The sequence below is a fragment of the Epilithonimonas sp. 33E genome (genome assembly GCF_059372615.1).
In genome coordinates this window covers 1,732,890-1,745,826 of record NZ_CM182009.1, presented here as the reverse complement: position 1 = coordinate 1,745,826, position 12,937 = coordinate 1,732,890, and the positions used below count along the sequence as shown (strand labels likewise).

The 12,937-nt window shown below is 38.9% G+C and carries 7 protein-coding genes; all 7 read right to left on the bottom strand.

What is annotated here, in order from left to right:
• Window positions 1-676: 676 nt before the first annotated feature.
• The 7 genes from AC5P2S_RS08040 to AC5P2S_RS08010 all read right to left on the bottom strand — a co-directional run bounded on the left by AC5P2S_RS08040 (window position 677) and on the right by AC5P2S_RS08010 (window position 12,922).
• On the bottom strand, window positions 677-3,202 hold the full coding sequence (locus AC5P2S_RS08040; RefSeq protein WP_494556889.1) for a glycosyl hydrolase 115 family protein: 2,526 nt from the start codon (window positions 3,200-3,202) through the stop codon (window positions 677-679).
• Window positions 3,203-3,219: 17 nt separating this feature from the next.
• On the bottom strand, window positions 3,220-4,440 hold the full coding sequence (locus tag AC5P2S_RS08035; RefSeq protein ID WP_494556888.1) for an SGNH/GDSL hydrolase family protein: 1,221 nt from the start codon (window positions 4,438-4,440) through the stop codon (window positions 3,220-3,222).
• Window positions 4,441-4,476: 36 nt separating this feature from the next.
• Entirely contained in the window at window positions 4,477-6,420 is a 1,944-nt protein-coding gene (locus AC5P2S_RS08030) for a glycoside hydrolase family 97 protein (protein WP_494556887.1), read from the bottom strand.
• A 2-nt stretch (window positions 6,421-6,422) separates the two neighbouring features.
• A complete protein-coding gene (locus AC5P2S_RS08025; protein ID WP_494556886.1) occupies window positions 6,423-7,790 on the bottom strand; it encodes a glycoside hydrolase family 43 protein in 1,368 nt (455 codons plus the stop codon).
• Between the two features lie 198 nt (window positions 7,791-7,988).
• Window positions 7,989-9,395 carry a glycoside hydrolase family 43 protein gene (locus AC5P2S_RS08020; RefSeq protein WP_494556885.1) on the bottom strand — a complete coding sequence of 469 codons (1,407 nt, stop codon included), beginning with the start codon at window positions 9,393-9,395 and terminating at the stop codon, window positions 7,989-7,991.
• Between the two features lie 7 nt (window positions 9,396-9,402).
• Complete coding sequence (locus tag AC5P2S_RS08015) at window positions 9,403-11,421, bottom strand: NPCBM/NEW2 domain-containing protein (RefSeq protein WP_494556884.1); 2,019 nt, start codon at window positions 11,419-11,421, stop codon at window positions 9,403-9,405.
• 127 nt (window positions 11,422-11,548) lie between these two features.
• Window positions 11,549-12,922 carry a glycoside hydrolase family 43 protein gene (locus AC5P2S_RS08010; protein ID WP_494556883.1) on the bottom strand — a complete coding sequence of 458 codons (1,374 nt, stop codon included), beginning with the start codon at window positions 12,920-12,922 and terminating at the stop codon, window positions 11,549-11,551.
• Between the last annotated feature and the right edge of the window lie 15 nt (window positions 12,923-12,937).

Sequence of the window (12,937 nt, the reverse complement as noted above, 5' to 3'; positions counted from 1 at the left end):
TTAAAGATTTTTACAATAGTTTTTGAATTTTTATTTTTTCAGATAAGGCATAAGAATGACCGGATGCTGTTTTGGAAAGCATCTTTGTAGAGAGAATGAAAAATTGTTGTAAAAGGAGTTAGAAATAAGTTTCGAACTGATTTTTATTTTTGTTTAGTCCTAACTCGGATTATCGGAAAGAGTAAATTTTTGCTTTCATATTAATTAAATTATTAAGTGTTATTTTAACACTAATATAATAAATAACACAATCAAACAGCACTAAAACCACTAAAATTCTCAATATTTTTAGAAATTATATCTAACAGAATAATTTAAATTTGAATTAATTATGATTATGTTATCATTATGTTAATGATTATGCAATATTGAAATATCGATTTAAAAGCGTATTCTAAAAATGAAAATTTAAAAGTGTATTTACTGTGCAATCATAGATTATGATAAGTATTTATACAAATACATCAAAAAAACCAATATTTATTCTAAAAATTCTAAAAATATCATCATTTTTTATTGATTTAAGTGCAAATTTAATCTGAAAATCTACTTCAGATTCCCCGAAATAGTCTTCAAAAATTAAAAAAAGAAATTATAACGGATACAAAATAAAAAAACCACTCAAAGAATTGTCTTTGAGTGGTTATTAATTTTAAATTTTAAAAATGAAGAATAATTATTTTCCTGAAATTTCACTTTCCGGTGCACCCAGATAAGAAGGCTGTAAACCTCCTGTATTGATCAATATTTTTTCCAGTACGATTCCCGGTTCAAGCACTCTGAATCGTAACGTATGTTTTCCAGGTTGGGAAATCTGGTGTTTCGTTATAGATTTAATAATATGTTCGGACTGCCATCTTCCCAATTCACCTTTGTAGTGACCATTGAAATTGACAATCTGCGGAGTTTCACCATCAAAGGAAATCTCATAACGCAAACCTTTATTATGATTAAAATTCAAAGTAGGGGCTAATAACAACTGGACTTCAAACTCACCTTTTGATTCAAAATTCATATCATATTCCAGATAGAGATTTTCATCAGATTTTGGATAGGCATTTTGTGGAAAGGTCGTCACACCGGATTTTGTTTTTCCGAAATCAGGAATCACTTCCCAATGGATTCGGTCTGAATTATTATTTCGTGCAAAATTTTCAGCTTCTATGGAAACATAACCGTTTTTCTCCTGAAAAACTTTCTCTTTCGAAGCATTATCATCATATACATAGGTAACTTCAGGCATTATATTTTCTTTTCCGTCTGCCCAGGTTTTATATCCTATTTTCATCTGATCCATCATATGCTGCCACTTTCCACTGGCAATTTCATTATTATATTTATGATCCAAATAAGCATTTCTTTCAAAACATTCTTTTACTCTATCGACATAATAATTTGCTTTTAGATCATATTTGGCAGCCAATTCCCTGTTTTTGGCAACAGCATAATACATTTCATACAAATTGCTACATGCATCAATAGGATAAAGAACCAACTGATAATAAGCATCCTGATATTCAGCAGGAATTTGTTCTTTCAAATGCAATGCATCAATAGCCAAAGATCTGTAATCATTTAAAACGGTTTCGAATTCATGATAATTTTCCAGACTGAATGTTTTGCTATTCAGTGTTTCAGGCGTTACACGACGGTTATATTTCGAATAAAGGTTGATCATTCTTGCAATTTCCTTAGCATATTTTTCACCAAATTGCTGTGCCGCCCATTTTTCAGTGTATTCTAAAAGGTTTTTCGAATTGAATTGCTTTGGATTCCAGGCCATTTCCAGGAAAAAGCTGATTGGGAATTCCATCGGCTTCAAATCTCCGACATTGACGACCCAAACTTTATCCACTTTATGTTCGTAGGAAAGATTCATCTGTTCCCAAACTCTCTGAATCGGACTGATATTGATCCATTTTGAATTTCTCGGTCCGCCTACATAATCGAAGTGGTAATACATACCGTAACCGCCTTTGTGTAAAGGTTTTGAAAGGTCCGGAAGTTTTCGCACGTTGCCCCAGTTGTCATCACAAAACAATAAAATCACATCGTCCGGAACCCGCATTCCTTTGTCATAATAATCCTGAACTTCTTTGTACAAAGCCCAAACCTGAGGCGTTTTCTCTGCTTTTTTGCCTGTTACATCAGTAATAATTTTTCGCTGGTCTTTCACAATTTTTTCAAGTAAGGAAATATTAGTTCCCTCTCCCATGGCTTCGTCGCCGTCGCCGCGCATTCCGACTGTGACTAGTTTTTCCCAGTTTTTGCTTCTTTCCAGCCCCAATTTCCAGAATTCCTGTAAAACTTTCTCATTTTTAGAATAATCCCAGACATTCGACAAATTATTTTTTTTGATGTATCGATGCCAATCGGTTTGAGCCTGAGCCATCGGTTCGTGGTGCGAAGTTCCCATAATGATTCCCATTTCGTTGGCTAAAGGCCCGTTCAAAGGATCATCGTCGTAGAAAGCTTTTCCCCACATTGCAGGCCAGATATAATTGCCTTTCATTCGTAAAATCAATTCAAAAACTTTTTCATAAAATTTAGAATTGATTCCTCCAAAAGTCGCTCTCGCCCAGCCTCCCAGCGAAGGTTCTTCATCATTCAGGAAAATTCCGCGATATTCTACGGCAGGTTCTCCGTCGGTGTAAATTCCTTTTTTAAAATAGATATTTTCTTTTTTCTCAACCGGAACATCTGCCCAATAATACCAAGGTGAAACCCCGATTTGCTGAGACATTTCGTAAATTCCGTAAATCGTTCCGCGTTTGTCGCTTCCTGCAATCACAATCGCTTCGGAAACGCCGGGAAACGGATTGCTGATATTTTGAATGATATATTTTTCATTTTTTCCTTTGATTGAATTTCCATCAATTTTTTTAGCTTTGATTAAAGCATCAATGGTTTTGCTTTTCCCGGCTTCACCAATAATGATGAGTATTCCGCTCGCTCCGGAACTTTGGGAAATAAGAGTAGGCTGAACCCCCGTTACTTTCTGAAAATCAGATTGAAGATTCGTAACCGCACGCAGAATTCCTTTATCCGAATCGCTATCCGAAAACAGCATCAAACCTGAATTACGCTCTTTCAATACCACCGAATTTTCCGTTTTAGTAAAAGAAATAAAAGGGTCGGCTGCTTTTACAAAAAATATAGACAACAACGTAAGGAACAACGAAATGTTTTTTGTAAAATTCATACTATATCTTTTTTGATTTAATTTTTAAATAAGTTCAGATCGACAAATTCTCCCATTCTCCTGTAGCCGGCTTCGTTGGGATGAAGAAAATCATGATCGTGCATATCGTTTAAGATGACCTCAGGATTTTCACTCTGCATATGTTTTGCAAAATCGATGACGGCATCATATTTCCCGCTGTTCCTGATCCAGTCGTTTACTTTTTTCCAGGCCTCGATACGGAAAGGTTTATCATAAAACGACTTTGCGAAAGGTAGAATTGTTGCTCCATATACTTTGATTCCACTAGCATGTGCTTTGTCGATCATCATTTGGTAAGCCGCAATCAGCTCATCTGCTCTTTTGGAAGCATCTTCAGCATCTCTTGTTCCTCCCAGGTCATTCACGCCCTCCAGGATGATAAGCCATTTTACGTTCTGCTGATTAAGAATGTTATAATCGAAACGGTCTAATGCAGTAGGGCCTAAACCACCGCGTACGACACAATTTCCGCCGATCCCGAAATTAAGGACACTTACATTGCGAGTGTCGGGATTAACCAATAACCGCTGAGAAAGAATATCCGACCAACGGTTTTGTCTATTGGTTCCCGATCCTCTGCCGTCGGTAATGGAATTTCCCATAATGGCAACCGCATACGAGGGTTTCGCAGTCTTAACATCAATATTAAAAAGCGAATACCAATGATCCGTTTTTACAGGATTTTCGAATGCGGCAACATTGCTTTGCTCACCTTTAACAATAAAAGAAGTTGTTCTTGAGCCGGGATGCCCGGTGATGGATTGAGTTACTTTTGCGTAAGAAATCGTAATAGCCAAAAGGGAATTAGATTTCAGATCAAAGTTTAGTTCATCGGAATAAATATCAGCTCCGGGAGCAATTTTAAAATCGTTTTTCTTATCAAACGTTAATGATTTTATGGTGGATGCATTCACATTGCAGCTATCGGAAGGCACTGCAATAGAAACGGATTTTACTGCAAGACTATCTGTAGAGTACCGATTGGAAAAGCGTAATCGTACTTTTTCCCCGCCCACAGATACACGGACAATCTGACGAAGAGTATTCCCTGAAAGTCCCGGTTCCGGAGGAAGATTATTAGGTTCCACCAATTGAGGAGCAGTTGCCCACGTGGTGAGCCAACGGTCTTTGGATGATTGCTTTTCCAGACTGCGTGAGGGAGAACAGGAAACCAAAAATCCCGAAATGATGAAGATATACAAGCTTTTGAAATGCATTTTTTTATATTTTTTATCTCAAAGGTTTAAAGACCATTAATTTCTTAAAACAAATCCTCCGTTCGGCTGAATTTCAATATTAAAATCACCCTTCACATTGAGTTTCACTTCTTTTTCTGACGAATTTCCCTGTACATCGTCGCTGATTAATTTTAACGTTTTTCCAGTGAACATCGGAAGATTGATTTTCAGTTTTTTAACCGTTTTTTCTGCATTAATTCCTGCAACATACCATTGATTCTGATGTCTTCTGGCAATCACAGAATATTTCCCGGGGTATCCGTCGATGAACACCGTTTCGTCCCAAAGCGTCGGAACTTCTTTCATAAAATCGAGCTGGAATTTTGGAGCATCGGTCAGGTTATTCGGCATTATGCCAAACATCTGAACCGGATTTTGAAACAGAACAGCCGTCGCCAACTGGAAACCATCTGTTGTGTATCTTTTATTTTTATCCTTGTTGGATTTTGTCAAATATTTGTTGAGAAAAGTTCCGCCAAACTCCATACTTCCGACCGTATTTCTGATGAATGGATGTAATGTTGCGAAAAAAGCTTCCTGTTTGCGGACGTCTTCTGAAAAATAAAGCATTTCCGAAGCTAAAACAGCTTCGCTTCCTGCATAATTCGGGTACATTACTTCCCAGCCTCTCGGTAAAGTTGCCCCGTGGAAAATAATTTTCAATCCAAAATCATTAGCATCGGAAAGAATATCTTCATAAAGACGCATCGTTTCCTGCTTGTCGCCTCCGAAAAAGTCGACCTTCAGACCTTTTACACCGATATCTTTCAGCCATTTCATTTCCTTTTTTCGTTCGATGGATGAGCTCATTTTATTTCTCGGTCCCATCGGAGCATCATTCGCAGCACCGTTGGAATTGTACCATAACAGAATTCCGACATTTTTGGATTTTGCATATTGAATAAGGTCTTTCATTCGTTCTTTTCCGATATTTTTGTCCCAAAGTGCATCAATCAAAATATATTCATAACCGAGTTTTGATGCTAAATCGATAAAGAGACTCTGGTCTTCGTAATTCATACTGTTGTCCTGCCACAAAATCCAGCTCCAGGTCGATTTTCCAAAGGTATATTTCTGCGAAGGCTCATACATTGGTTCTACGACATCAAAAGGAATCGTCGTTTCAACAATCGGTTTCAAAGAATCTCCAATCGTAATAGTTCTCCAAGGTGTTTTTCCCGGAAGTGAAATCGCAGCTCCGGTACTTCCAAAACCATTGTTTTCCGCCATATTCGGGTAAGCAACCTGGTAAAGGTTTTTTTCTGAAGTCGTATCCAAATGAGAAGCGCAGTACAAACTGTTCACTCCTGTTTCAGACAATAAAATCCAGCCGTCATTTCCAACGTGAAACAAACCAGGGAAAACGTAACCATAATCGGCTTTTGTTCCTAATTCTGCATCAGCTTTATAACCGCTTTCGTAGCTTGGAGCGGTTCTGGCAAAACCTGTCATCGGCTTCATCATTGGAGAAAGGAAAGTTGTAGTTTGAGACGGAAATCTGTAACCTGTAATTTCCGATTGTACAATTGCGCTCAAACGGTCTTTCATCGGCTGAATCTCATACCTGAAAGCTACATTATTATCGCTCACCTGAAATTCAATTCCGATATTGAAGTTATCTGCATTGGTAAAATTGACCGTTAAAGTATTAGCTGTATAACTTACTTGTGATTTTTTGATTTTTTCGTTGGTATAGTTTTTAGAAACTCTGTCTTTTTTACTGTCAATAAATTTTAAATTTTTAGAAAAATCAGATTCATTGGTGATTAAGCCCAATGGAGATTTATCAAGCATTGTTTTCCCTTGAAAAGTAACATTATAGAGTGCTTTTCCATTTTCTGAAAAGACATTCAGTTTCAATTTTCCGTCAGGACTGGAGATTTCTGCAACCTGTGCAAAAACAGTATTCATAATGAGAATACTAAAGGCGAGTGATAGTTTTAAAAAAAGTTTAATCATAATTAATGAGTTTCAAGAAAAGTCCAATAATCGAAAAACATAATATCTTTTGCTGCTTTTCCATTACATACAAAATACACATCGTGAACACCGGTAATTTTTTCCTTAACTTCAGATTTCACAGTTTCCCAACGGTCGTCTCCACCAGTCAAAGGAACTTTTACCGTAGCGATAACCGGTCCGCTTACACTGTCCAGATGAACGTCCATCGTCACATCGCTGTTGTGTGTCGTTCCAACTCTGGCCGAAAATGCTGATGCTCCTTTTTTGCCAAAATCTACATTTTTCACACTCGTATAAGCGCCACTTTTTTTAGCTTTGATGAAGACGCCTGCTTCTTTGTTTTGATAAGATTTCACATTTTCAGACCACGCAATCATTTCTGCCTGATTAAAAGCATAAGGATTAACGGTTGCAATGGCTTTGGTCATTCCATTTGTCATTTTGATGGGTGAAATAGAACCGTCTTTATTAAAATTAAGTTCCTCAACACTCACCGACCTTGTAAAACCACTTCCTCCCGGCAAAGCGCCGTTGTGATAAAAGAAATAGGATTTTCCTCTGAAATCGACAATTCCGGGATGATTGGTAAAAGATTTTCCTTCGGTTGGCATTACGATTCCGCCGTATTTCCACGGTCCCTGTGCAGTTTTGCTGGTTGAATATCCAATGAATTCAGGGAGCGGACCGCCCGGCCAAAACAGATAATACAGGTTTTTTCTTTTGTACAGCCAAGGTCCTTCCTCGTATTTTGTCTGTCTTTCCGGGTTTTCTTTTCCGTCCCTTTTTCCGAAAGATTCTGCGGTCATTGGCACTTCCACAATATCGCCGGAATAGGAAATCATATCCTGATTGAGCTTAACCATTTTAAGTTTCGGATTTCCCCAATACATATAGGCTTGGCCGTCATCATCAATAAAAACTGTCGGGTCAATATCGCCCCATTCACTCTGAACCAATGGCTTTCCAAGCGGGTCGTGGAATGGTCCAAACGGACTGTCACCCACCGCAACACCAATCGCTCCTTTATTGTTGGTTTTAGACCACATCGGAACATACATAAAAAATTTGCCGTTTCTTTCCACGCATTGCGCTGCCCAGGCATCACGTTTTGCCCAGTCGAAATCTTTATAGCTCAGAATATTTCCGTGGTCGGTCCAGTTCACCATATCGTTGGTGGAATAGACTTTCCAGTCGTTCATCACAAACCAGGTGGAATCGTCCTCATCGTGAGTGGTGTAGACGTAAAGCCTGTCGTTATAGACCATAGGCGCGGGGTCTGCCGTATAATTGGTCTGAATAATGGGATTCTGAGAAAATAGTATTCCCGAATATCCTATTAAACAGAGATTGAGTATTGTTTTTTTCATATTTAATTTTTTGATTTTGAACACTAAGTGCACAAAGTTTTTTATAAATATTTCTTTAGTTTCACAAAGCCGCTAACGCTTGTAGAAGCTGTATAATTGGGTGAATCCAGTTTTTATATTGTATACAGAACATTTTAACCACCCCGTCAAAAATTCTTTGAATTTTTGCCACCCCTCCAAAGGAGGGGAATTTTTATCTTATTTCTTTTTAAAACTCCAGTGGTCGAAATTGAAAAGCACTCTTCCGGCTGTAATGTTTTTACCTTTAAAGACAAAATAAACATCGTGAACGCCGGAAACCGATTCTGAAATTTTTGATGTAAGGGTTTTAAATTCTTCCCAACCTCCGGTTCTAGGAACTTCAATCTCGGCAATTTTATTTCCGTCCAATTTATCCAATCTCACTTCTAAAATTCCTCCGTCAACACCTGCGGCAATTGAAGCTGAAAATTCAGAGGCGCCTTTTTCAAAATCTACCGAACGAACTTTGATATAACCTCCCACTCTGGTATCTGAAACATAAACTCCCGTCTTTTTGTTTTCGGAAGTGCTGCATTTCTCTGACCAGGCTATTGTTTCTGCTTCGTTTCTTTTGTAGGGATTGAGTGTTGCAACCGGATTTACGCCTTCTTTGGTCATTGTAATTTTTGGAATGCTTCCATCCGGATTGTATTTGAATTCTTCAATAGACGTTGACCTTCCGTAGCTTCCTGCACCAGGCAATAATCCTGTGTGATAGAACAGGTAGGATTTCCCTTTAAAATCGATAATTCCGCCGTGGTTAGTGAAACTGTTGGTCGGTTGGCCGGTCATTATTTTTCCCTGATATTTCCACGGTCCGGTCGGTGAATTGCTTATGGAATAAGACAGACATTCAGTTCGGTCGGTCATTCCGGCATACATCATATAATATTGCTCGTTGCGTTTGTAGAACCAAGGTCCTTCCACAAAAACATCTTTAAACTGTTCCTGTTTCTGCAAAACCTCATCACTTCTTCCGGGACGTCTCAATCCTCCAAAAGCTTCCACCGATTGTGGAATTTCGGTGATTTTTCCATCATAGGAAACCATATCTTTGTTGAGCTTCACGTAAAATAATTTGCTGTTCCCCCAATATAAATAGGCTTGTCCGTCATCATCAATAAAAACCGTCGGGTCGATATTATCCCAGGTTCCCGTTGTCACCAATGGTTTTCCGAGTGCATCTTTAAAAGGACCTGTCGGACTGTCGGATACAGCAACACCAATTGCCATATTATTATCAACGGTCTGAACGCAGATGTACCAATAAAATTTACCGTTACGTTCAATACATTGTGCCGCCCAGGCTCTGTCACGGGCCCAACTGAAAGATTCCAGTGACAACGGAGAACCGTGGTCGGTCCAGTTGACCATATCATCCGACGAATACACCCTCCATTTCGTCATATAATAAAAATCATAGCCGGGAATATCGTCTCCGGTATAGACATACATCTTATTTTTGTACACCATCGGTGCAGGATCTGGTGTAAAATGAGTCTGGATTACAGGATTTTGGGCGAAAATACAAATTCCTGCCAGTAAAAATGATAATACGATATATTTTGATTTTAATTGAATCATATTTAAATTATTTTGATGAAATAAATTTGTAATAAGCCACACCGTGCGCCGGAATATCCAGTGATAATGTCTGATTCGTTGTATTGATTTTTGCAATATCCTTCTGTCTCCAGATATCTCTTACGGTTTGGCGACCGGAAATCCCAAGCTTCTTGAAATCTTTGTAAGACATATTCACTTTTTCCCTTCCGAAATTGGCAAAAGCCACCGCTTTTCCGCCATCTTCAAGGTCTTTTACATAAATTTTCAATTCGCCAATGGTCTGCAGACAAACGCCCTGTTTTCCCAGAGCATCCTGATTTACAGCAATGACCTCATCATTCGTTAAAAGATTTAAAGTAAAATCATCCAGTTTCTCAAGGTCGCAACCAATCAGTAATGGTGCGGAAAATATACTCCAAAGGCTGATATGTAAATATTGTTCGTCCGGTTTCAATCGGCTTTGATGCGGATTTCCCCAACCTACGACACCTACTACCAACATATCCGGGTCGTTCCAGTTGCCGGGTTTTGCAAAAGGAGCGGCTTTATCCTGAGCCAAAGCAATATTTTTAACACTTGCCCAGGTATCGGTGATGTCATTGGTTGTTCGCCAGGATTGCGCATCGGCATCATTTCCCCATTTCCAGACATCGCCCATCCCGTATTGGCAAAGATTATACACAATATCACGAGGCTGGGTTTTTAATAAATCTCCCATTAATTTGAATGGCTTTACGCCTTTATCCAAATCTCCTCCACCCTGAAAATTGAGGGAAGAAACTTTATTCGGGTCGTTATCAGGCAAACCGTCAATCACGCCTCCGTAGCTGCACCAGTCGTATTTCAGATAATCGATTCCCCATTTGGCGTAGCTTTCGGCATCCTGCTTTTCGTAGCCGTAGCTTCCTGCGCAACCGCCGCAAGTCCAAGGTCCGGGAGAGGAATAAATTCCTGCTTTAAGACCTTTTGAATGAAAGTAATCGGTTAATTCCTTCATATCCGGAAATTTTGAATTGGTCAGAATATAACCGTTTTCATCACGCATTTTCCCTTTGAAAGACGGGTCTTTTCCGTCTCTGTTAAATTGCCACGAATCATCGATGTTGATGTAATTCCAACCGTGGTTTACCAAACCTGTTTTAACCAAAGCATCCGCAGCTCGTTTTACTTTATCGGCAGAAACTTCGTGTCCGAAACAGTTCCAGCTGTTCCATCCCATTGTGGGTGTCAAAGCTATTTTATCACCGCTTTCTATTTTTAATTTTTTTGAGGCTGACCCTTTTGCATTTTTAGCGGATAAAAGAACTTCATAGGTTCCTTTCGTATCTATTTTTCCGGTAATGATTCCTGTTTTGGAATCTATTGTTAAACCTTTCGGAAGATTTTTTGCCGTAAAAGTCATCGGTCTGTCACCCGTTGCCGCAACCCTGAACAAAAAAGGTGAGCCGGGACGAACGCCGTAAACACCTGCTGAATTAATTTTTGGCGTTGCCACAGGTTTTGGCGTCAAAATATAAGGAACTGATGAAATCGGGTTAAATGTTATTAGTTTTGCACCTTCTGCTGTTTCAAATTTGGCATCTGCCCAATCGGCGTGGTCATAATACGGTCCGTTTCCGCCGTCTGTTACGACTAATTCTACTTGTTGTACACCTTCAAGCGAAACGGAAACAGGCTTTGCTTTATCGCCTAATTTCATTATTCCGCTAGACCAGAGTTTTTTATTGTCGCCGTAAATTTCAAATTCGGCAGCGGGATTTTGCCCTTTCATTTCATCATCCATTCCCACCATTGCGGAAAAGTTTTTTGCTTTGCCATTTAATTTAATCAACAAAGAACTTTCTGCGTGGGTTCCAAAACCTCTTTTGAAAACTTCGCCAGCAATGGTTATAGGTTTTCCGTCCACCGAAGTATTGATTCCCGGTTTTCCGTGTCCCTGTGTTGCCACGCTCAAATCCAACTGGTCCAGCCAAACGGTTGACTGAGCATTTAAATAGCATCCGGCAATGAGAAAGCTGAGAACAAAAAGTTTAAATCTGAACATTTTTAAAATCTTAATTAATATAACTCATAAAAAAATTAAGTTTTGGCTAAAGCCAACCGTATTCTACTTTATTAAATGGGCTAAAGCCCATTCCTATTGATATTCCTGAATTCAGTTTCAATCCAACTTAATCTGCACTGAATTTCCACCAATCGAAATAGAAAAGGTCTTTTTCCCCTTTGAAAACAAAATACAAATCGTGGATGCCTTTAATATTTTTTACCGGAGTGGTGATGGTTTTAAAAATATCGCCTTCCGCTTTTCCGGTGACTTTTACAGTTCCCAAAAGTTGTCCATCCGAAGAATCTGTATGGATTTCAATCGTTCCGCCATTCATTGAAGCTACTGAAACTTCAACCCACTTTATTCCTTTAGAAAAATCCACACCCTGAACTTTCAGATAATCTCCATTATTGATGGATGAAACGACCATTCTGTCGGTAATTTTCTTTCCTGTATCGTAGGGATTATTTCTTTCCCATTCGGTCATTATTTCGGTTTTCAAACCTTCACTGAAAGCGATGGTTTCGGCTTCTACTCTGTTGTACGGATTGAGTGTTGCAATTCTTTTTACGCCTTCTGGATTCCAAAAAGGTAATTTCCGGATCGTTCCGTCGGCATTGTATTTCATTTCGCTTAGGCAAACAGATCGACGTTCGTAATGTTTGCTCATCGTCTGTTTCCCGATATTATAATTGAACCCGAAAACATAAGATTTTCCTTTATAATCAATAATTCCGGGATGATTTCCGTTGGAACGCTTGTCGCTGTCCATGATCATCCCTTTATATTCCCAAGGTCCTGTCGGCGAATTGCTCATTGCATAGCCCATTCCTTCAGGACAGCAAGTAGAAGCATAAGCCAGATAATAATGTCCGTTTTTTTTCCAGACCCAAGGTCCTTCCTGATAATGAAACGGGTCCGGCGAACCTTTGACTTTCGCAATAGACGGGTCTTTTACGACATCACCATTTACAGAAATCATATCTTTATTGAGTTTCACATACCAAAGATTCGGGTTTCCCCAATAAAGATAGGCTTGCCCGTCATCGTCAATCAAAACAGTCGGGTCTATATCATCGGAAGAATTTTTCACTAAAGGTTTTCCAATAGGATCTTTGAAAGGACCATACGGACTGTCAGCCACCAAAACGCCGATTCCTCTCTGTCCCGGCATCGGGCAATACATATAAAATTTACCATTTCTTTCAATAACCTGTGGCGCCCAGGCTCCATTTTCCGGATCAGTCCATTTGAAATCTTTCAGGGAAGCAACCACGCCATGATCAGTCCAATTGACCATATCTGTGGAAGTGTATAGCAACCAGTCTTTCATTTTAAATCCGAAAGCATCGTCCTCATCGTGGCTTGTGTACAGAAAAACCGTGTCATTATGAACCATTGGTGCAGGATCGGCGGTAAATTTCGTCTGAATGATGGGATTTTGAGCTAAGGAAATCTGAAAAAATCCTAAAATCGTTATTAAACTTACAAATTTCATAATTAAATATTTTAA